Source organism: Slackia sp. CM382 (genome assembly GCF_000293015.1).
Taxonomy (GTDB): Bacteria; Actinomycetota; Coriobacteriia; order Coriobacteriales; family Eggerthellaceae; genus Slackia; species Slackia exigua.
Genome location: NZ_ALNO01000010.1, coordinates 42,597 through 63,590 on the forward strand (window position 1 = coordinate 42,597; position 20,994 = coordinate 63,590).

The following is a 20,994-nucleotide window of genomic DNA, read 5'->3' on the forward strand; positions in this document are numbered from 1 at the left end:
AATAGTTTTGAACAATTGTATTGTACGCCATGTTTTTGCGGGACACGAGGGGGATCGTGCGTCCGAAACGCGCGCGAAACCTATCCCTGCATGGGTTGAGGGATCAGAGGCCAGAGCAGCATGCCTGCGGAGGTCAGCGATACGTCCCCGCCCTTGCGCTTTACAAGTCCCATAGACTCGAGCGACGCGAAGAACGTCTCGGCATCGGGCTCGTGCGCATCGAACGGCACGCGCTCGAGCGCACCGAGCCGACAACAGGCAAGCCGGAGACGGCGCGCCCGGTCGTCTTCTTCGACGATACGTTCGAATACGGCGGCCGGCGACGCGGAGCATTCGATATACGTCGCATAATCCGATGTCGAACGGCAGAGAAAACCGTCGGCGACAATCCGGGCGTCCAGCCCGAGCTCGAAGAAGTCGCAGCCTTGAAGCCGTGCATCATCGAATGCGCTTCGCGCGTCGGATCGCGCGAACAGGTCGCATGACCGATGCACGAACCCTTGACCTGCGAGAAAATCACGCGCGGCATCGAAGAGCAGGGATGCGTCGTCGATGTCCGCGGCATGCGCCGCAAGCGTTTCATCGAGAGCGCCCGATCCTATGATCGCGCCTCGATACGGCTCGATGCGAATGCGTTTCGACTCGAAGCCCACGCACGCGCGCAGCGTTCGACGGAGGCTCTGAGGCGTTTGCCCGGGAATGCCGACGACGATGACGGCCTCGAGAGTATCGACATGGAACCTGTCGAGGAAAAGCACGGCGTTCCGCACGACATCTGCATCGTAGGTCGCGCCGATCGCGGCGAGCTCGCGTTCGTGCACGCTTCCCACGCGCAGCGATACCGCGTCCACGCCGCCCTGGGACCATCCGGTCAGGCTTGCGGTGCAGACGGTCTGGGGCAGCGCCTCCACGCAGGCTTCGCATCCATGCGCCAGGGGAAGCCCGCGACGCGCCGCCGCAACGATGCGGCCGAGGCGGTCGCCGTTCATGATGCTCGGGCTTCCCCCGATGACCCGCAGCGCCTCGAACGTCACGCCGTCGAAATCCCCGCGGCGCGCCGATGCGGCCATCTCCGCCTCGAGCGCGTCGAGATAGGCGCTCCTCGCCGCCGCGTCCCCTGTATACGACGCGCGATAGCCTGCAAGCTCGCGCGCCGACTCCTTCATCCGGAACGGGATATTGAGCGAAAGCGTCGCTCGGGCCCGCCGCGTATCGTCCATCGCCCTTCCTCCTTGCCGACCGTGCATGCATGTTCGGCGCTCTGCGCCATGAGAGCAGCGCGCCGTCCGGCATCGAAGGGAGGGGAGCCGAACGGCGCGTGCCATACGAAGATACGCTAGAGGTGGGCCACCGTCTTTCCGGCAAGCCATCCATGCGTCATGGCCATGCCGATCGAGTTGCCGGCGAACGGCGTGCTGTACCCGAAGCCGTAGCGGCCGCCCAGGCAATTCCCGGCAGCGTAGAGGCCCTTGATCGGCGTCCAGTCCGCCTGGCGCAGCACGTTCTGCGTCTCATCGGTGACGAGTCCGGACATGGTCACCATCATCGGCGCGGCGGTATGGGAAAGCTCGGCCTTCCCGCCGTAGAAAGGCGGCGTATCGATGGGAACCATGTAAGCCTTGTCCTTGCCGTAGTCGGTATCTCCGTCTGCGGAGGCGCACAGGTCGTTGTAGTGCTCGATGCTTTCGACGAACGTCTTGGCCGCATCGCCCGAGTACCCCAGAAGCCCGGCAAGCTCGTCGAGCGTGTCGGCGGCGAAGACGACGCTCTTCATCATCTTGCGCTCCGCCAGAGCCGCGAGTCCGACCTCCGTGCCTTGCGTAGAGCCGACCTCGACGGCCGCCATCTCGGATTCAAGCCGATCCATGTAGTCGTCCATGCCGAAGTTGGGCGCGCCGTGGTCGAGGGGCGCCTTGCCGACGGTCTGCTTCCAGTTGGCATCGGACACCCAGCAGGCAAGGCCTGCCGGCTGGCGCAGCCCCACCGGACCGAGCTGAGGAATGGCTCCCTCGTTGCAGAAGCGCTTGCCGTTGGCGTTGGCCATGTACACGGGCGCCGTGCCCCATGGGCCGCTGGCGCCGCCGCCGATGCTCATCCAGCCGCGCGGGGTCGGCTCGATCATGCCGCCCGCCCAGCATCCCATCTTATGGCCGGTGCCGGCGCGAAAGCCGCTCTGGGTCCAGTCGTCTTTGGTCGAACCCGCCCTCTCGGCCCATTCCATGCCTTCGTTAAGCAGCGCCCAGCACATGGCGGGATCGCCGATGAAATCGCCGGCCGCGAGAATGACGCCCTTGCGCGCCTTGAAGCGCACCTGCCCGTCGGGTCCTTCCGCGATAAGCCCGGTGACGTCGCCGGACTCGTTCTGCTCGAGCACGATGCCCGTGTGCTCGAAGAACCACTGCGCGCCGTTCTCCTGCGTGTGCCTGACGATGTACTTATGCACGAATTCGATGTTGTTGCCCTGGTAGCCGTAGAACTGGATATTGCACGGCCAGGTCTTGTAGCCGCCGCACTCGATCGGATAGCTGACATCGGCACCGCTCCAGGCCGCCTGGGTGTTGCAGAGCGGGTAGTCGAACATGTTCGACATGTCGAAGGTCCCCTCGTCGGGCACATCCTGATCCGGAAGGAGCACCATCGTGCCCTTCAGATACACGTTGCTGTCATCGGCCTTGCGGTCGGCCTCGTAGCTGTCGTAGATCTCCTTGTAGCGGTTCACCATGGCGCCCGAATTCTGCACGAAGGCGCGGACGATGTCGGTGTTGACGCGGCCTCCGGCACGCTTGCAGAACTCCGCGGCGATCTCTCCGGTGTTGAACGGACCGAAGCCGCGCTTGATGAGGATGTCCGAATTCACATGGCCGATATCCTCGCCATACCATCCTGCCATGTTCGTTCCGGTTCCGTCCAGGTCGACATAGCTCGACCAGGGCTGCATCTCGACGACGCCGACGGTGGCGCCCTCGTCGACCGCGCCGCATGCGGCCATGAGGCCGGAATGCCCGCCGCCCAGGACCACGACGTCGAACTCGTATTCGTTCACGATCTTCGATTCATCGACGGCCGGAGCCTCCCCTAGCCAGTCGCCCGGCCCGCAATATCCCGTCGTGCGATCGGCGGCGCCGGACTGGGCGGAACCCTGGCCCTGCACCTCCTGCGCCTGCTTCGGGCTGCACCCGACAAGCGCGGCGGCGGCGCCCGCCCCCATAGCTCCGACCGCGGCACCCTTGAGGAAGTTCCTGCGAGATAGCTTCGACATCATGTCCCCTCTCCTTGATCCTTCTTGTCCCATGCGCCCGATCGGACAGGGCGCATGGAAATCGTAGGCACAGGATGGAATCCAAAAGGGGCAATCTTTCCCATCAGGGGCCTCCCCTGAGGTTCCAAAATGTTCTATTTTTCTTGATTTAATACGTTTTCCCAGTTCGCAAGCAGAGAGGCATCGGAAGGGGCCGCGGAGGCGCGACCGCGTGCGACGGATGACGCTACAATGGCGATCGAACCGAGGGAGGGTCGAAATGTCGAACCGTTCGCGGGAAGGGCATGCCCTCCCGTCCATAGATCCGCGCGCCGCCGTCGGCTTCGCATGCACATGCGCATGGGGACACTATCTGACGGTCTTCGCGTTCCCCGCTTCGGCGGGCCGCCTCTTCTCGCCCCTTGCGATCCTCTTGGCCGCCGCGTGGCTGCCCGCGATCCTGCGCCCGCTGCGCGAGCTTGCGCGCCCTGACGGACCCCTGTCGCGACGCATCCTCGGCAGCGCAATCATCTATGCCGCCGCAACGTTCGCCGGCTGCCTGTCGCTCGTGCAGGCGGCCGCTCCTCTCCCGATCTCCGCCGCGCTTGCCTGCGCGACAGGCGGCGGCCTGGCATGGGCCGCTCTGGCATGGGCGCATGCGCTTTCCCGGCTGGATGCTCGCCGTCGCTTCGGCACGGCCCTCGCCGCGCTGCCGATGTTCGGATGCCTCGACTGGACCGCGGAATTCGTTCCCGAAGCCGACCTGGGCGTCATGGCCCTGGCGTGCGCGGCGATAGGCGCCGTCCTGCTGCATGCGTCCGGCGCCGAGACGGAAGCGATCGCCGACCAGGAACCGCCGACCGTCAAGGCCGAACGGCTCGCATGGAGCACCGTCCGTCCCTTCCGTCGCTTCGTCGGAGCCTACCTCGTCTATGCCTTCGTGTTCGGCATCACCTTCGGCGTATCGGGGTTTTATCACGCCTCCGGCGGATTCGGGGAGCAGGCCTGCATCGCCGGATTCGGGCCGGCATGCGTCATAGGCGGGTGCCTGCTGCTCGTCGCCTTCGCCGTTCGGCAAGAGAAATTCGGGCTCGGCACGCTGAGCCAGATCATAAGCCCGCTGCTTGCCGTGCTCTTCCTGCTGCATATGCTCTTCGACACGCTGTTCTCGACGTGGCTTCCGAGCATCACCTTCTCGCTCTGGTGGATCGTCCTGGCCTTCCTGTTCCTCACGATGGTCGATCTGGTATGGCGCACGCCGTCCGATGGACGCACGCTCGGCTTTGCGGTCTGCTGGGCGCTTGTGCAGACCGCTCTCGCTGCAGGCGCGGTAACCGCCCAAGTCACGTCGTTCGTCTTCGGAACCGCCACGCTGACCGCGAACGCCATCACGGCATGCTCGCTCGTGCTCGTCGTCATCGCGACGGCGATGCTCGTCGGTGCGCCCACTCCGTTCAGCAAGGCGCCCGACGAGCTCGGGTGCGCCGAGGGCGATGCGCCGCATGCGGCCATGCCCGGCACGGTCGCAGATCCTCTGCTCGGCATCTGTGCGGATATCGCTCGTACGCACGATTTGACCTCCCGTGAGGAAGAGGTGCTCGTGCTGCTCGCGCAGGGACATACGCGCAACGGCATCGCCCGCAAGCTCGTCGTTTCGGATAACACAGTGCGTGCGCACGTCAAGAGCATCTATCACAAGCTGCATATCCATTCGAAGCAGGAGCTCGTGAACATCGTCGATGCGCGTCGCGCCGCGCACTAGCGATCAGGCGTCGAATTCCGCAAGCGCCTCTCCAAGAAGCTCCAAGCCCTTCTTCAGGACCTCCGTGTCGGCGCAATAGCCGAGACGCGCGCCGCAGGGAAGCTCGAAGCGGTTGCCGGGAATCAGCAGCACGCCGCGCTCATGCAAAAGCTTCAAGCAGAACTCTTCGTCGGATATCGGGATGTCGAGGCGGATGAACGACGTTGACACGCCCTTGGGCGCCACCCAGGAGACGCGCGGCTGGGAATCGACCCATGCCTGCGCGATGGCGCGGTTCTCGAAGATGATCTTCCTGTTGCGCTCGAGGATCGCCTCGCGATTGCGCAGGACATAGGTCGCAAGCGCATCGTTGAACACGCCGCCGCAGATCATCGAGTAATCACGCAGGACGCGGATGGCATCGGACACTTCGTCGGGACCGATGACCCAACCGATGCGCGCCGCAGGAACCGAATAGGTCTTCGAAACGGAATTGGTGACGACGGCCTTGTCGTAGATATCGATCATCGATTCATAGGCGTCGGTATCCTCCATCGGAAGATAGACCTCGTCGCACAGAACGTAGGCGCCGACGGACGCCGCCACGTCGGCGATCTGACGGAGCATGTCGGACGAAAGAACCGTGCCGATGGGATTCGACGCGTTGTTGATGCAGATCAGCTTCGTGTCAGGACGCACGAGACGCTTGAGGTCCTCGATATCGGGCGCCCAGTCGAGCTCTTCCTTGAGTTCCCAGTATTCGACTTCGGCGCCGAGGGAGCGCGGAATCTCGTAGAGAGGCGAATAGGTCGGCCACTCGGCAATGACGTGATCGCCCGGCTTCACGAGCACGAGCAGCGCGTTCATGTTCGCGCCCGTGCATCCGTTCGTCTGCAGGATGTTGCGTGGGTCCAGATCCTTCTTATAGAGCTTCGCGACCTCTTCCTTGAACTCCGCCGAACCCTCGATCCAACCGTAGTTCATCTTCTCGTCGTTCAAACGCTCGTAGAACGTCGCCCCGTCCTTGCCGTCCAGAGCAAGGAGCTCTCCCATAGTAAGGGACGAGATCGTGGACTGCGCGATGTCCCACACCGCATCATGCTCGTTGACGTTGAGCCAGTCCTCGCAGCCGATGGTCTTGAATTCCATGCTTCAGCCTCCGATTCGCAAACGGGGCGCGGCGCCGGGACAGGATGTCCTATCGACCGGCGGCACGCCGATAGATGTGGAAAAGGCGGGGAAGCGCTCCGCTCCCCCGCCCTTAGAACCGCTGTGCTCGCTTCGTCCTAGAAAACCGGGATGAAGCCGGTGAAGGTCAGCGGGATGGAAATGATGCCGATGACGGACAGGATCACGGCAATGGTGATTTCACCCTTGCCCATGGTCGCATCGTTCTCGCCGCGGGCCTTCTTATAGAAGAACCAGCCGGGAACGTACCCGAGGCAGGCGAGCATCAGGAACGGCAGACCGGTGAAGATGACGCCGAACACCTGGAAGGCGAGCGCGAGCACGCCGATGATGCACTGGCCGATGTCATGATTCTCGATCGAATGCTTGACCTGGTACGCAGCGGCGTAAGCCCACGTGATGACGATGGTCACGGTGCACATGGAGATGGCGAACGTGTACGCATCCGCCGCGAACGTCGCGATGACGATGAAGATCTGCGTGCAGGCGCCGACGATGATCAGGGACATCTGCGGGGAGTTGTTGGCGTTGCGCTTATCCCACGCCTTCGGGAGCAGGCCGTGGCCGGCGAGCATCGAAGAGGTCTCGGCAGGAAGCATCGTGAAGGACAGCCAAGAACCGAGAACCGAGATCATGATGGCGACGGAGATGAACGTGCCGCCCCAACCGGGAGCCATGGCTTCGAAGACGGAGATCGTGGCAGGCTTGGGAGCCGCGACGAGCTCTTCGTACGGAAGAACGCCGTAGGGAAGCACGGAAGCGCCGATGTAGAGGACGAGCAGGACGAGCAGACCGACGATGGTGGCAGAGCCGATTTCAGACTTGACCTTCGCGCGACGCGACATGACCGACGCGCCCTCGATGCCGATGAAGACCCACATCATGATCAGGATGCAGCTCGTGACCTGGGTGGGAACGTCGCCGAGATCGACGCCGGTGGTCGCCATGACGGTGGCGTTACGGCTCAGGGTGCCCCAGAAGTCTTCGGTGAAGACGCCGGCCTGGAAGCTGAACGCGGCGAACGCGATGAAGATCAGGATGGAAGCGATCTTCACGAACATGACGAACGCGTTGAGGCCCGAAGCGCTTTCGACGCCGCGGATGACCAGGTAGGTCAGGCCCCACAGGAAGAAGGAGACGACGAGCACGCCGATAAGCGTGGGGTTGCCGGTCTCGACGCTCGAGAAGACGCCCGGCATGAACCCGCCGAGGCAGTAGTCGGAACCGAGAACCTGGGCGAGCATCGTGCCGAAGCCGACGTTGCCGAGCCAGGCGGACAGCCAATAGCCCCAGCCGGAGATGAAGCCGTGCACGGGGCCGAAGCCGGCCTCGGCGTAGGCGACGGCGCCGTCGAGCTCAGGGCGCTTCGTGCCGAGATTCGCAAGGGAAAGGGCGAGGAACAAGAAGCCGAGCCCGCAGACGACCCATGCAATGAGCGCAGCGCCCGGGGATGCGACGTTTGCGAGCTGCCCGGTGAGGGCGAAGACGCCCGAACCGATGCAGGAGGAGACGACGAAGCCCACGAGGCCGATGAAGCCGATGCCCTTGGGATTATCGACCTGCTTTTCAAGAGAAGCCATCGCATAATCCTTTCTGATGATCGTGTCCGGTACATCCGGACAATGAACGTTGAAGCCGCGAAGAACGGCGAGGACCGCGTCCGACCCGGAAGTCGGACGCGGGGAACGCGAGAACCCGGGCCCGGAGCGCATGCGCGCTCGCGAGCCCGAAACGATGCCGACGTTCGACTAGAGATCTTCGCGAGCGAAAGGCATGCTCATGCAGCGCGGGCCGCCACGGCCGCGGGAAAGCTCCGCCGAAGGAACGACCAGAAGGTTGAGGCCTTCTTTGTCGAGGACCTCGTTGGTAACGGAGTTGCGCTGATAGACGCAAATCGTGCCAGGCGCGACGCACAGGGTGTTGGAGCCGTCGTTCCACTGCTCGCGCGCAGCTGCGACGGGATCGCCGCCGCCGCACTGGATGAGCTTGACGGCGTCGAGGCCCATGGCCTTCGCCAGGACATGCTCGAGGGTGTCGTTCATCTCTTCGATCTTGACATCGCCCTCGGAGGCGCCCTTGGTCATCTTGAAGACCTGGAGGGTGCCCATGATGCCCGGGTGGATGGTGAACTTATCAATGTCGATCTGCGTGAAGACGGTGTCCAGATGCATGAAGGCACGGGAGACCGGGATGTTGAACGCGTAAATCGTGTCGATTTCAGATTCAAGCTCCTTATCCCAGAACAGGGTCTGAGCAAGGGTATCGATGGCGGCTGCCTGCGTGCGCTGCGAAATGCCGATGGCAAGCGTATGCGCATTGATGTTCAGGACGTCGCCGCCCTCGATGTGGTACGTGGCGTTGCGGCGATACCACAGAGGGGCTTCGTTGTAATCGGGATGATCGCGGAAGATATACTTGCCGAAGATCGTCTCGCGATTGCGCGTGACCGAGAACATGCGGTTCAGGGTGACGCCCTTGCCCACGATCGCGAAGGGATCGCGCGTGAAATAGGTGTTGGGCATGGGGTTGATCAGGAGATCGGTTGCAGAATCCTGACCGAAGCCGACAAGGTCGGCAAGAAGGTTCGAAGAAGTCGCGGCGGGGAGCTCGAGCTCGTTCTTGCGGATACCCGCGATGCACTTCTCGACGAAGGCCTGGGTGCCTTCGATGGAGTCCATGAACTCCTTGACGGCGGCGCGAGCCTTCTTGCCATGGAGGCCGGACTCGTCGAGCCATTGGTTGGTGAATTCCTCACGCGACCCCGCGGCATCAAGCGCCTCGGCGGTCAGCTTCTCGAGGTAGAGAACCTCGGTACCCTGCTCGCGCAGGATTTCGGCGAAACGGTCATGCTCAGCTTGTGCTACTTCGAGGAAGGGTACATCGTCGAAAAGCAGGCGCTCGAGATCATCGGGAGTGAGGTTCAGCAGTTCCTCTCCCGGACGATGGAGCAAGACCTTCTTCAGGCGACCTATTTCGCTATGGACGTAAAGCCCGTTAGCCATGGGTTCCTCCTACTCTTTCCGTGCCGCTGCGCGGCACATTCCGATACGTAGCGTGCATGAGAAAAACCCGGTGAGGCTCCGCGTTTTTCATTGCAGCCGCGAAGATATTATCATGAAAAAAATACATCTGATAGGTATTGTAAATATTGGATTACGTGTCAAAATAGCAGTACATATACACTTAAGAATGTGTCGTTTATGCATATTTCGGATGAAATATGCATTTTTTATTATGCTCTCATCTTCCGCTGCATAGGCAGCATCCGAACCTTCGATTGAATGACATGGGTTGATTCAATCCGCTGATTAGTTCATACAAAGAGAGATCCGTACAGCATCTTCCAAAAACGTGCATAACGCGACTGTTTTATCCGATTCCTGAGAAGTTTCCGAAGGCTTACATGCATATGCTCGGCACATTTGAACGCGTCGAGACAATCGGTGAATGAATGCGGGAGCGCTCGATCGCACGCAGGGCGTCGGGAGCGTCGGCTCCGCATGCGGCCGACGCGGTTGCACCGGCGCCGGGATGCGACCGCCGCGGTTGGTCGGCTCCATATGCAGGAGATGGGGCGGGCGGAAGGAACGGATGCCGGACCCGTCACCCCATCGCGCGCTTGACGGCGAGCAGCACGTCTTCGCGCGACGCTGCGCCGAGCTTGCGATAGATGTTATGGATATGGGTCCGTGCGGTATTGGACGAAATGAACAGCACCTCGGATATATAGGCGCCGCCGTGCCCGTCGGCGAGCAGCGCGAGTATCTCGCTCTCCCTCTTCGTAAGGCCGTACCGTTCGACGAGATAGGCACATGCGGCTGCGCGCGACGTCCGCGCCGGCCCTTCCTGGCTGGCTTCGCTCGCGCGGACCGGGCCTCTCCTCTTCCCTTCCGCTTCGCACGGCTCCTCTCCTGAAGCGGGCGCAGCAGCACGCGGCAACCGCCCGCGAGACGCATCGTCTTCCGAACCCGCACGCGCTTGCGCGACCATCGCGCCCGCTCCCGCAGGCTCGTGCGCCTCGTATCCTCCTCCGTATTGGCCGAGCGCGATCGCTATCGCATACACAGCGGTGATCGCAATCGACACCGCGTACACATACTCGTTCGGAATGAACTCCGCCGTGATGAGCCCAGCGATGGAGGCCCCGGAAAACATAGCGAGAACGAACGAGAAGACGAAGTCGCACGGGAATTCCCCCGCATGCGCGACGGCGGCGATGGTCGCGATGGCAAGCACCGCGGCGAAGGCGAACACGACGAGGGTCAAATAGCCGTTGAAGCCGTCGATCCCGAACGCTGCCGAAAGAACGTTGGTGCATGCGAGGGAAACGACCGAGATCAGAAGCAGCGCACGCCCATACACCGCGCGCGCAAGGGACGCTTTCCATCGAACGGCCGTGCACAAGAGGGCCACGATGCACGCGACGAAAGCGGCCGCGAGATAGGGCACGAACAGCTCGACGAACACGTTTCGCATGACCCCCATCATGAATGCGAAAAGCGTAAGCCCGACCGCCGGCACGAATGCGACCGATGCGAATGACGCAAGATCGGGCTTCGAATCATATAGGGCGAACTGAGCGGGCCGCCCTTCCCATTGCCGCGCGACGAGAAGCAGCGCCGTCGAGGCGGCGGATGCGGCACAGAAGACGACCGCTGCAAGCGCAGGCGGCGCCGTATGCATGGAAAACCTGATCACGAGCGATATGAGAGCTGCAAACGCGATATCGGCCATGGCAGGTCGAAGTCCGAACGCGGACAATTCGCGTCCCCAGAGAACTCCTAGGCCGATGGGGCCGCAGGCGCATGCCAGCCCCGTTCCCACCCCGAAGGGAACCGCGAACGCTTCCGGCACGCCCGCAAGGGAGCCGAATGCGAACGCCATGCCGGACAGGATGCTGCAGGGACCTGCCACCGCGATCGCCACCGTACCTGAAACGTTCACGCCGAACGCGCTTGCCGCGCACCACGCAAGCGCAAGGAAGAACGATGCGGTCAACGATGCATTCGCGAAGTACCCCACGACATAGGAAACGCCGGGAAACGACTGAAACGGCGTCACGGTCGCAGAATAGATGAGCACCGAGGAAAAGAAGCAGCCGAGCCCGATGACGAGCACCAGCCTCCGCAGCGCGGAATCGCGTCGTGATCCTTCCGTAGCGTTTTCCATCCTCGCCCTTCCGCTCGATCGGGGGGCTATTGTATCCCACGAAGGCGGCATGGTTCGCCTCAGGCGTCGACACGATTCTTTGAACTGGTATTTCGCTATATCTACGTAAAAACGTCGAGAAGAAATGAACGATAAATCAACGCCTGCCATGCTATCCGCGCGCCGCATTTCGCCCTATGCTCGTCAGTACGTCCCGCTCTGCAAGGCCCATCATGGGCGGAGGGGGTCATGCGAAGTCATGCAGGGGTGCGGTATCGCATCGCACGGAGCCGATGCACAATCGGCAGGGAGGAACATCATGGATCTTTCACGCAGGAACTTCCTCAAAGGCGCGACCGTCGCAGGAGCCGCCGGCGCGTTCGCCGGCCTCGTCGGCTGCGCATCGACGGGCGGAGAAAGCACCTCCGCCGCGGGCGGCTCCGGCAGCGCCGCATCTTCTGCGACGCGCCCGGCCGGATATATGTGCGACGAGGACTGGCTCGGCGCCGCCCCGACGGTCTCCGACGGCGACGTCGCCGACACCAAATCGTTCGACGTCGTGGTCGTAGGGGGCGGACACGCGGGAACCCAGGCCGCACTCGCAGCCGCCCAAGAAGGCGCGAGCGTAGCCGTCATCGAACGCCACAACGACGGCGAGATCGTCTATCGCGGCGACGATATCTGCTCGTATAATTCAGACTTGCTCGCAAGCTGGGGATTCGGCCCCTATGACCTCGAAGAGATCGTCAACGAGTACGTCCGCCGCGCGAACGGCAGATGCAACACCGAGGTCATCCGCTCCTTCGTCTGCAATTCGGGCGAGATGATGGACAACCTCGCATCCATCGTGCCCGATACCTCCACCGTATTCGACCGCGACGGAGGCCAGTGCATCGTTCAGATCGCCTACGACACCCCGAACGGTTCGAGCTATCCCCTCGAGGTCGAGGGATACAAGATGTGGGCCTCCACCGTGCAGACCATCGGCACCATGAACGAGCAGCCCGTAGGCAAGGCGGGGCTGACGGGCGTCTCCCGCCTTACCGAGATAGAGACATACTGCCGAGACGCCGCCGAGGATCTGGGCGCGACCTGGTTCTGCGGACACGAATCCGTCGTCCTTGCCCAGAACGACGCCGGCGCCGTGACCGGCGTGATCGCTAAGAACGCAGACGGCGACCAGGTCCTGTTCGAAGCAGCGAAGGGCGTCATCCTCGCGACCGGCGACTTCGGAGCCAACACCGATATGGTCTGGGAGCTCTGCTCCGAGTGCGCCGAGAACGCCGAACGCCACGGCATCGCGCGGGAAGCCCTCAAGGGCATGACGGATTGCGACGGTTCGGGCCACAAGCTCGGCTGCTGGGCCGGCGGCGCGATCGAAAGCCATCCGCGCCCCGTCGCAGGCGACGCCCCTTCGATCTCATTCGGCCCCTGGGGCTCCACCCCCTGCCTGTTCCTCAATTGCAACGGCGCGCGATTCATGAACGAATCCTACGCAGGCCTCGTGCTCGCGCAGTCGCTTCGCCAGCCCATTAACAAGGACGCAGGCATGGTCGGTAACTTCGCCATCATGGATAAGAAGTACATGCAGTACATCCAGAAGGCAGGTCTCGACCATGGAGCTCCGAACTGGGGCTTCCCCGAAGGCATCGAAGAATTCCAACAGGAGATGGAATCCGCCGATCCCGCAGCCGGCACCGTCAAGGTCCGCGGCCTTGAGATCGCGAACCGATCGATGCCTTTCATGAACGACATCTTCGTCGGCTCGACGGTCGAAGAGGTTCTGGCCAACGCCGGCCTCACGGGCGATGCCCTCGAAGCGGCCAAAGCCAGCGTCGAACGCTACAACCAGATGTGCGCCGACGGCGTGGATGCCGATTTCGGCAAGAAGGCCGATCTGCTCATTCCCATCGACGAAGCGCCCTTCTACATCGCCACGCAGGGCACCCAGAACCTGTACGGCCCGGGCCTCAACACCCTTGCCGGGCTGTGCGTCAACGGCAACTACCAGGTGCTCACCGCGTCGAAGAACGCCGTCATCCCCGGATTGTTCGCTGTCGGAAATTGCATGGGCGAGCGGTACGGCAACGCGTACAACTGCCCCTCCGCCGGAAACAACATGGGCAACGCGATGACGAGCGGACGTGTCGCCGGCAAGTTCGCCGCCCGAAGCTGACGCGACGAGAGACGCGGCGGCAAGCCGGTCAACCGCATGGAGCCCTTCCCGCACGGGGCCCACGTGATGGCCGCGTGCAGACGAAAACCCCCATGCCATCCCTCCGGCTTGGGGGTTTTCGCATGGAGCATCTGCGCTATCGGAATGAGTGCGCCCTGCTCAATCCGGAATACGCCCTACTCGACCCGCGATCCGGCGATGACGTAGAACATCCGACGAAGCTCTTTCTCGTCCATGAGCACGGGCACCGGGTACAAAGGGTTGGCCTCCGCATCGGCATTAAGCGCCATCTGGGGGATGTCGATCTCCTGCACGCCTTCGACGTACCGGGGCATTCCCATAGAAGCGTTGGCCTCGTCGATCCAGGCGATGAACGCCGCGGCGGCGTCGGCGGCCGACACGTCGCGAGAGGCGATTCCCGCAACCCTGGCGAGACGAGCGAGCTTGGAATCGATCGCATGGCCGTACGCGCGCAGCATGTGCGGAAGGATGATCGCGTTCGCAAGCCCGTGCGCAATGCCGTAGCGCCCGCCGAGCGCATGGGCCATGGCGTGCACGTACCCCACGTACGAGCGCGTGAACGCGACGCCGGCGCAGTAGGATGCCTTCAGCATGGCATCGCGCGCCTCAAGGTCGCCGCCATGGCGGTATGCTCGCAGGAGGTTGCCGTGGATAAGGGAGACGGCCTTCTTGGACATCGCACGTGTGCGGCGCGTGGTGCTGCGGCCTATATACGCCTCGACCGCATGCGTCAGGGCGTCCATGCCCGTCTGAGCGGTGACGGACGGCGGCAAGGAAGCCGTCAGCCTCGCATCGAGCACCGCATACTTCGGTATGAGCCTGAAATCGTTGATGGCGTATTTGAGACGCTTCGCCTCATCGGTCACGACGGCGGCGACGGTCGTTTCGCTGCCCGACCCGGCCGTGGTCGGAACACAGACGAGCAGCGGGACGGGACGGCGGGAAAACGAGATTCCGCGCGCATCTGACAGGGTTGAATCCGGGTCGGCGATCAAACGGGCGGTCGCCTTCGCGCAATCCATGGGCGAACCTCCCCCGACGGCGATAATGCCATGCGCGTCGTGATGGAGGTATTCCTCGCGCGCGTCTTCGACGTTCGCCACGGTCGGGTTGGGAACCACTCGATCGAACACACGATACGAAACGTGCGCCTTTTCAAGGGCATGCGTCAGATCGTCGAGCATGCCCGATGCCGCGATGCGGGGCCCTGTCACGATAAGCACGCGCGCGACATGCTCGCTCACGCATGCGGCGGCGACGCCTTCCATCGTCTGCATGATTTCCGGCTCGCGATACGGAAGAAGCGGCATGGCCGCGCGAAAGACCGTCTGCTGAAGGCGGCAGCGAATGCGCCTGCCCGTTCTCATCGACATGCCCCTTTCCCCGAGCGTCCATGCCCGCATCGGACCGAAAGGCACAGTATACTCCGTTCCGCTGCGACCGCTCGATAAGGCAAAGGATTGCGTTACTTTTCGCTTCCCCAGGTCAAAAGCGTACGTGAATCTTCAAGCGAGCGGATGCGCGTGCAGTCCTGCATCATTTCGAGAACGCCGCGGAAGGTGCCGTCCTCGTCGCGCACGGCCTTGTAATAGATATAGATGAAGGCGCCGGGCTTGTTGATCCAGAAATCGACCTCGTCCTCTTCCCCGGCGCGGAACTTCTCGACGATCTCCTGCACGATATGCACGCTCGCGCGCGGGTGGCAGTTCTTCACATCGCGCCCGATGACGTTCTTGCTGCGAGGAAAGATGCGATGGTCGGTATCGGAGTAGAACTTCACGATCTCATGCTCGTCGACGAACGAGATATCCAGCGGAAGGTTCTGAAGCATGAGATTCACCTGGGAAAGCGTGAGCTTGCCCGTCTTCATGTCAAGCTCGGCGTCAGGACCGGTGGCGATGCCGTGCTTGCCGAGCAGCGCCGCGAGCTCGTCGACGAACGTCGCGTCCGGCGAAGAGGCGGCCTTCTGCTCGCGCTCCAGAGCGCGATGGTCCACATCGAGGTCGAGCCATGCGTACCCGATCTCCGCATCTCCCGACTTCATCGCTTCGAATTCCTCGGGTGTGATCATCTTGAGGGATGTCGGGAAGAGGATGGATTCCTCCTTGGCCATGAGGTCGCGCAGATCGGCGACGATGGTCTGCTGCCGTGCGATGAAGGCGTCATCGTCGTCAGCGTCCAGCAGGGCGCGCGCGTCGCGGATCTCGTCGCGCACGTAATCGTCGAGCGTCCACATCGTCGTCGTGGGGCGCGTGAACCCTTTCTGCTCGAGCACGGGATACAACTGCATCTGTTTACGGGAAAGGTGGCGTTTGACCTGTATGAGTCGATCGTACAGCTCTATCCACTGGTTCTTGATGAGCGGGTATTGAACCAGATCCTCGATCTCGAGCGTGATCTTCTTGCATGCCTCGTTTTCCTGCACATACCGCGAAAGCGGATGGTCGGCGGGCAGCCCCTCCATGCCGGTCTGGAGGATTCCCTCGAACAGTGCGAGCTTGCCCTGGATGTCTTCCTTGCGGCACTGGTCGGGATCCTCCTCGGTGAACATCTGCTCGGCGAGGGCGATCTCTGCCGGCGCGCAGGATCCGACGCGTTCTTCGAGCATGGCGCGTGCCTCGTCGAACGAGAGCTTGCCGTTCTCGTAATCCTCTTCGACGCGAACCATCAGCTTGACCTTCGCCACGTCCACCTGGCCGAGATGCTTCTTCATGTCTTCCATGCCGCGTATCCTTTCCGCAATGGTATTAGCTTGAGCTAACTTCTATCACGGCACGAAGAAATTTTATGTTGTCGCAACAACATCTGAGAAAAAATCGAAGGATGGCGATCGCGCTCGATACGTCGCATAGGGTCGAATCGACGATCGCCGCATCGCTCGTCGTCTTGCCGATAACGATTTTCGACGCATCGTCACGTTTTCTGTTCTGAAAAGCAAGGCTTGGCACAAAAGCCGTTTTAAGATGCCAAAGCTGCCAAGATGCGTTCTTGGCAGCTTCCCACATCAAAACAGATAGCCTGTCCCGACCCCTTGATGTGAATCGCCTTGTCGCATGACTCCATGATGAATTCGAAGTCATGCGTGATGACCAGAACAGCCTTCCCCTTCGATGCAAGCGCCCTAAGGCGAGCGGCGACCTTACGCATGCTTCGATAATCCAATCCGCTAGTCGGCTCATCCAATATTATGACGGGAACATCGATAAGTTCGGCGACAGCGATGGTCAACCGCTGCTTCTGGCCTCCCGAAAGCGCCATTGGATGAATATCCTTGAAGCTCAAGAGCCCGTAATCGTCTAGAATCGCACGCAGGTCGTCTTCCGGCAAGCGGGGTGCATTCATCCGCAGCTCATCCCAAACGCTGTCACCGAATAGCTGGCAATCGGCGTTCTGCATGACGAAGTATGCCGCCCGCCGCCGCGATTTCCGGGACATAGGGACGTCGCGAATGAAGATGCTTCCTCCCTTCTCTTTCAGAAGGCCGCAGACAAGCTTCGCAAGCGTCGTCTTTCCGATGCCGTTTCGTCCGACGATTGCCGTAATGCAGCCGGATCTCGCTTCAAAATCAAGACCCTCGAATATGACGCGGGATGCCGCCGAATAACGAAGACCTCGTATCGCGAGACCTGATCCCGTCGTCGTAAAGAAACGAGCGCCGGCGCGAAGCCTATCCAAGCGAGGCGATCTGATGCCGAGCTCAGCGCGACGATTCTCAGCAAGTGCCATCAACTCGGAAGAGGTATAGGTCGCGACTATAGATCCACCGTCCATGTAGACGAACCGGTCGACGACGCCTATGAGGTAATGGATCCGATGTTCGGCCACCACAATGGTGCAACCCTGATTTTTGAGCCTTGCCATCAGGCATGACAATGCTTCGACAGATGCCATGTCAAGATTCGATGACGGCTCGTCGAACACGTAGACGGAAGGCTTCACCGCATTCACCGACGCAATGGCGAGTTTCTGCTTCTCGCCATTCGACATCGGGTGTATCGAGCGCCCCTTCAAAGTCTCGGCCTTCACGAAAGCGAGCGCCGCATCGACTCGCGCATCAAGGAGCTCGTGCGCAACCCCATAGTTTTCCATGCCGAACGCAACCTCGTCTTCAGTCAAGCTCGCGAAGAATTGGCTGCGAGGATCTTGGAACACGGATCCGACCACACGTCCGATCTCGCTCAACCGAGCTGTACGCACGTCAAGGGACCCTACCTGGACGCATCCCGCAAGGGATCCCCCATAGTATGCCTCCGCGAGACCGTTTACGACACGCGTCACCGAAGTCTTCCCGCAACCTGAGGGACCCACGATAGCCACTGCTTCGCCAGACGAAATCGAAAAAGAGACATCCGTCAGGACAGGGGTATGCGAAGCGGGATACGAAAGATATATCCCATCGAGCCGTATCGCCGCAGAATCGCTCATGCAAGAAATCCTTTATCGAAAACGACGCATGAGAATGCAATCGCCATGGAAATGATCGAAAGCGCCGCGTCATGACAGCCGAACCTGATGGCACGTCGGCAGGTATGTTCCCCCGGCGACGAGATGCCCCTGCTTTCCGCCGAAGCGGCGAGCTCTTCTGCAATCCTGGATGATCTGAGCATTACAGGCGTTACCACATGCTCGAACGTTCTGAGAGGATGACGAAACGAGAGCAGTCTTCTCATTCCAAGAGCCTCGAATACATCTCTGAACTCACCTTCCACTGCTGGAAGAAAGCGCAGCATGAACGTCAGTGGGAGCGCCGCCATATCGGGCACGCGCATTTTCTTGCAAACTGCGACGACCTCGCCAGGCGGCATGCCCAAGAGGGGCTCGGCGGCCATAAGCATGATCGTCGTTCTCACGAGAATGAATAGAAACATCTCAGGGAGAAGGAAGGTAAGACCGTTCCCATTTGAGACGACCCTCATCATGCCGAGCACCAACGCAATGAGCGCATAGATGAGCGCATGGCGGCTCAGACCTTGAATCGCCAGGTACAGGACGAGAAACACCATAAGGGCATAGAGGGTGATGTCGCTCGTCAACAAAGCGACGAGCGACATCACCAGAACCGCGACGACAAGCTTCGCACGAAAGTCGAAGTGAACGTCTGCCTTCGGGATCATCTACCTGACCGATCCCATCTTCTTGAAATGCTTGACAACGATCCTGTTGCTGATGACGCAACCGAGCACCGCAAGCACGACCGTCACAGCAAGGCTGACGCACACCCAGAAGGGATCGGTGTAGAACTGCGTCTGAACCTGAACCTGGGCATCGCTGACGCCCGTGGCCAGGAAGGCGTCGTGGAAGAACCAGATCTCAGACATGCCATGCATGGCGCGAACGAGGGCGCATATCACCCAAGAGATAGCAATCCTCTTGATACTCCGGTACGAGCCGGCGCCAATCATGGACAGCTCGGCGATGATTCCTCCGCCGATAAACCACGGCACCATGAACGGCCCCATCATGAGGCCAGCGACAATCGCCCACATCAGGTTATACACGAATGCCGGACCATGCGTGCCGACCTTCATGCACATATACACGTAGAACGGAGATAGAATCAATGCCGCGCCGGCAGCATTGAAGATCATCGAGTAGAACAGCGAAGCGCCCGTAAGAATAGAGTATGCCATGAACACGACGAACATAATGGCGCAGAATATACCTATCGTCGCGAAGTCCCTCACCGAAAGGCGGGCGTCTCTTACCGGCTCCGCCGTTTCCGTCGGCATCGTTTCCTTATCTGACATGACGATCCTTTCTCCCTTGCCGCTTCGAGGAGCATGCCTCCTCAAAGAGAAGCCATGAGCGAACCCTCCTCTTGTGTTAGTCGATGCTAACTTTCGCCATGAATCCATTGACGCGCATGCGCCCTCATCTGTAATTTGGAATATGAATAATGGAATATGAAATAAATTCTTACAGAAAAGGACTTTTCGGATGGACCTCGATAATGCCCTTAACCGCTTCACGCACGAAGAACGCTCAATCTTTGCCGAGCAGCTGCGCCAACTGAAGGCCGAACCATATCCCATAGCCTACGGCCTGCTGGCAAGAATGGACACGGAGGACTCCCTAGGATGGTTCTGGGCGGGAAGCAGCGAAGAAGGATGCCTGGTAACCATGAAGAGGCTCCTCCAGAAGCGCGATATGGAGCTGATCGAACGGCCGTCGAGCCGGTACTGGTGCCTATCCCTTCTGACGAGCATAAGCGCCGAAACATTCCTCAAGACGCCTGAGGGACGCGCCGAGAGAGTTCCCGTCGACGACTTGAAAGAACCTTTATCTCCCGAGCTGAAGCAACACCTGCTGGCCTACGAGATGGCCCCCGGCATGCATGCGTATCAGCTGAAGGAAGGCAACTCCTATCAGTCATGCAGCATCAACCTGCTCCCGACATTCCTCGAGAGGATAGGACGGGATCTTCTAACATCGCCCAGCGACCTGAAGAAGGCCCTGCGGCACACACGCTCGCTCGATCGCGCGCTTGAACTCCGTAAGACGCTCGGATCCTTTTCAATCGGAAGAATGGAACTGCCGGGCGCCCGGTTGTACCTGTCAGGAAAGGTGCGCCAAGCCATGGCCGATACCATCGATTTCCATCTATCGGACAGAAGACAGAGAGGTTCCCTGACCGACCTTGAGATATCGAACCGCGTCAAGATATGCATCGCCGACGACGTCGCACGACCGCCTTCGCTCGACGACCTCGCAGCAGCGTTGCTCGTCAGCAAAACGAAACTATGCCAGGCATTCATGCGGGCAAACGGCATGACCATGGGATCTTATCTCGCCCGCGCGAGATTAACACGAGCCCAAGACCTGCTCATACAGTCGGATAAGACCATCGCCGAGGTGGCTGCGGATGTCGGCTTCAAGCATCAGAGCAATTTCAGCCTTATGTTCAAGCGCCTCACGGGGCAGAGCCCGAGCGAATGGAAAGCGTCGAAGCGAGACACCGCACCATGAACGAGCCTTCGCCGAAACACGCGGCGAAGGCTCTGCGAGCAAGTCGGTTCATGCCTGAAGTGCGCTACTTCTCGATATCGTAGGGCCAGCTCGAGATTCCGCCGAAGTCGACAACGTTCGTGTAGCCGAGCGACGCCAGCGTCTTGGCCGCCTGCTTGCTGCGGTTGCCGCTGCGGCAATAGACGAGGATAAGCTGGTCTTTGTCCGTAAGAACGCTTTCCGCCTTGCTGGCGACGTCATTCAGGGGAAGCAGGGTCGCACCGGGCACATGCCCTTCGGCGTATTCGCCCTCCGTGCGCACGTCCAGGATGACGTAATCCTGTTCGGAATCCATCAGCTCTTTTGCTTCTTGAGCTGTAACCTGGCGAAACCCTGAATCGTTTCCTGCGGTGCCACCGCTCAAGAAACCTGAACAACCAACAAGCACCGCTCCTGCGACCAGCAGGACGGCAAGGACTATCAACGTATGATTCATCGTGCACCTCCTGCCCCGCAGGATACCAGGAAATGCCATGC

General features: G+C 61.0%; 15 protein-coding genes. 3 read left to right on the forward strand and 12 right to left on the reverse strand.

Features of this window, described 5'->3' with window-relative positions; all coding sequences use genetic code 11:
- Positions 1–80 precede the first annotated feature (80 nt).
- A complete protein-coding gene (locus HMPREF1155_RS04230; RefSeq protein ID WP_009077618.1) occupies positions 81–1,220 on the reverse strand; it encodes a hypothetical protein in 1,140 nt (379 codons plus the stop codon).
- Positions 1,221–1,336: 116 nt separating this feature from the next.
- Entirely contained in the window at positions 1,337–3,262 is a 1,926-nt protein-coding gene (locus HMPREF1155_RS04235; protein WP_009077709.1) for an FAD-binding protein, read from the reverse strand.
- 256 nt (positions 3,263–3,518) lie between these two features.
- Between HMPREF1155_RS04235 and HMPREF1155_RS04240 the strand changes: the two genes are divergently transcribed.
- Positions 3,519–5,000, forward strand: coding sequence for a LuxR C-terminal-related transcriptional regulator (locus HMPREF1155_RS04240; protein WP_009077643.1), 1,482 nt, complete (start codon positions 3,519–3,521; stop codon positions 4,998–5,000).
- A 3-nt stretch (positions 5,001–5,003) separates the two neighbouring features.
- Here HMPREF1155_RS04240 and HMPREF1155_RS04245 read toward each other — a convergent pair whose 3' ends face one another.
- The 4 genes from HMPREF1155_RS04245 to HMPREF1155_RS04260 all read right to left on the reverse strand — a co-directional run bounded on the left by HMPREF1155_RS04245 (position 5,004) and on the right by HMPREF1155_RS04260 (position 11,336).
- Complete coding sequence (locus HMPREF1155_RS04245) at positions 5,004–6,128, reverse strand: aminotransferase (protein ID WP_006361871.1); 1,125 nt, start codon at positions 6,126–6,128, stop codon at positions 5,004–5,006.
- A 137-nt stretch (positions 6,129–6,265) separates the two neighbouring features.
- The gene (locus HMPREF1155_RS04250) at positions 6,266–7,747 is read right to left on the reverse strand and encodes an amino acid permease (RefSeq protein WP_009077714.1); all 1,482 of its coding nucleotides are present in this window, start codon (positions 7,745–7,747) and stop codon (positions 6,266–6,268) included.
- A 168-nt stretch (positions 7,748–7,915) separates the two neighbouring features.
- Positions 7,916–9,169: an arginine deiminase gene (arcA, locus tag HMPREF1155_RS04255; protein ID WP_006361874.1), complete on the reverse strand. Its 1,254-nt coding sequence runs from the start codon at positions 9,167–9,169 to the stop codon at positions 7,916–7,918.
- 601 nt (positions 9,170–9,770) lie between these two features.
- Complete coding sequence (locus HMPREF1155_RS04260; protein ID WP_009077697.1) at positions 9,771–11,336, reverse strand: helix-turn-helix transcriptional regulator; 1,566 nt, start codon at positions 11,334–11,336, stop codon at positions 9,771–9,773.
- A gap of 298 nt (positions 11,337–11,634) precedes the next feature.
- On the opposite strand from HMPREF1155_RS04260, the gene HMPREF1155_RS04265 reads away from it, so the two are divergent.
- A complete protein-coding gene (locus HMPREF1155_RS04265) occupies positions 11,635–13,491 on the forward strand; it encodes an FAD-binding protein (protein WP_009077721.1) in 1,857 nt (618 codons plus the stop codon).
- 176 nt (positions 13,492–13,667) lie between these two features.
- On the opposite strand, the gene HMPREF1155_RS04270 is transcribed toward HMPREF1155_RS04265, so the two are convergent.
- The 5 genes from HMPREF1155_RS04270 to HMPREF1155_RS04290 form a co-directional block, all read right to left on the reverse strand.
- Positions 13,668–14,879, reverse strand: coding sequence for an iron-containing alcohol dehydrogenase (locus HMPREF1155_RS04270; protein ID WP_039993359.1), 1,212 nt, complete (start codon positions 14,877–14,879; stop codon positions 13,668–13,670).
- A 98-nt stretch (positions 14,880–14,977) separates the two neighbouring features.
- Positions 14,978–16,234 carry a DUF438 domain-containing protein gene (locus HMPREF1155_RS04275; protein WP_009077701.1) on the reverse strand — a complete coding sequence of 419 codons (1,257 nt, stop codon included), beginning with the start codon at positions 16,232–16,234 and terminating at the stop codon, positions 14,978–14,980.
- Positions 16,235–16,470: 236 nt separating this feature from the next.
- Complete coding sequence (locus HMPREF1155_RS04280) at positions 16,471–17,937, reverse strand: ABC transporter ATP-binding protein (protein ID WP_009077694.1); 1,467 nt, start codon at positions 17,935–17,937, stop codon at positions 16,471–16,473.
- A complete protein-coding gene (locus tag HMPREF1155_RS04285) occupies positions 17,934–18,626 on the reverse strand; it encodes an energy-coupling factor transporter transmembrane protein EcfT (protein ID WP_009077649.1) in 693 nt (230 codons plus the stop codon). Before HMPREF1155_RS04285 ends, HMPREF1155_RS04280 begins: the two co-directional genes overlap by 4 nt.
- Positions 18,627–19,259 carry an MptD family putative ECF transporter S component gene (locus HMPREF1155_RS04290; RefSeq protein ID WP_202898205.1) on the reverse strand — a complete coding sequence of 211 codons (633 nt, stop codon included), beginning with the start codon at positions 19,257–19,259 and terminating at the stop codon, positions 18,627–18,629.
- A 190-nt stretch (positions 19,260–19,449) separates the two neighbouring features.
- Here HMPREF1155_RS04290 and HMPREF1155_RS04295 point away from each other — a divergent pair, with 190 nt between their 5' ends.
- Positions 19,450–20,478 carry a helix-turn-helix transcriptional regulator gene (locus HMPREF1155_RS04295; protein WP_009077624.1) on the forward strand — a complete coding sequence of 343 codons (1,029 nt, stop codon included), beginning with the start codon at positions 19,450–19,452 and terminating at the stop codon, positions 20,476–20,478.
- A 64-nt stretch (positions 20,479–20,542) separates the two neighbouring features.
- On the opposite strand, the gene HMPREF1155_RS04300 is transcribed toward HMPREF1155_RS04295, so the two are convergent.
- Entirely contained in the window at positions 20,543–20,953 is a 411-nt protein-coding gene (locus HMPREF1155_RS04300; protein ID WP_009077723.1) for a rhodanese-like domain-containing protein, read from the reverse strand.
- Positions 20,954–20,994 lie beyond the last annotated feature (41 nt).

What these genes read in the sequence shown, in the direction of transcription:
- HMPREF1155_RS04300 (WP_009077723.1), bottom strand. Translation starts at nt 20,953, where the DNA reads ATGAATCATACGTTGATAGTCCTTGCCGTCCTGCTGGTCGCAGGAGCG.
- HMPREF1155_RS04245 (WP_006361871.1), bottom strand. Translation starts at nt 6,128, where the DNA reads ATGGAATTCAAGACCATCGGCTGCGAGGACTGGCTCAACGTCAACGAG.
- HMPREF1155_RS04290 (WP_202898205.1), bottom strand. Translation starts at nt 19,259, where the DNA reads ATGTCAGATAAGGAAACGATGCCGACGGAAACGGCGGAGCCGGTAAGA.
- HMPREF1155_RS04275 (WP_009077701.1), bottom strand. Translation starts at nt 16,234, where the DNA reads ATGGAAGACATGAAGAAGCATCTCGGCCAGGTGGACGTGGCGAAGGTC.
- HMPREF1155_RS04285 (WP_009077649.1), bottom strand. Translation starts at nt 18,626, where the DNA reads ATGATCCCGAAGGCAGACGTTCACTTCGACTTTCGTGCGAAGCTTGTC.
- HMPREF1155_RS04270 (WP_039993359.1), bottom strand. Translation starts at nt 14,879, where the DNA reads ATGAGAACGGGCAGGCGCATTCGCTGCCGCCTTCAGCAGACGGTCTTT.
- HMPREF1155_RS04265 (WP_009077721.1), top strand. Translation starts at nt 11,635, where the DNA reads ATGGATCTTTCACGCAGGAACTTCCTCAAAGGCGCGACCGTCGCAGGA.
- HMPREF1155_RS04250 (WP_009077714.1), bottom strand. Translation starts at nt 7,747, where the DNA reads ATGGCTTCTCTTGAAAAGCAGGTCGATAATCCCAAGGGCATCGGCTTC.
- HMPREF1155_RS04295 (WP_009077624.1), top strand. Translation starts at nt 19,450, where the DNA reads ATGGACCTCGATAATGCCCTTAACCGCTTCACGCACGAAGAACGCTCA.
- arcA (WP_006361874.1), bottom strand. Translation starts at nt 9,169, where the DNA reads ATGGCTAACGGGCTTTACGTCCATAGCGAAATAGGTCGCCTGAAGAAG.
- HMPREF1155_RS04235 (WP_009077709.1), bottom strand. Translation starts at nt 3,262, where the DNA reads ATGATGTCGAAGCTATCTCGCAGGAACTTCCTCAAGGGTGCCGCGGTC.
- HMPREF1155_RS04260 (WP_009077697.1), bottom strand. Translation starts at nt 11,336, where the DNA reads ATGGAAAACGCTACGGAAGGATCACGACGCGATTCCGCGCTGCGGAGG.
- HMPREF1155_RS04280 (WP_009077694.1), bottom strand. Translation starts at nt 17,937, where the DNA reads ATGAGCGATTCTGCGGCGATACGGCTCGATGGGATATATCTTTCGTAT.
- HMPREF1155_RS04230 (WP_009077618.1), bottom strand. Translation starts at nt 1,220, where the DNA reads ATGGACGATACGCGGCGGGCCCGAGCGACGCTTTCGCTCAATATCCCG.
- HMPREF1155_RS04240 (WP_009077643.1), top strand. Translation starts at nt 3,519, where the DNA reads ATGTCGAACCGTTCGCGGGAAGGGCATGCCCTCCCGTCCATAGATCCG.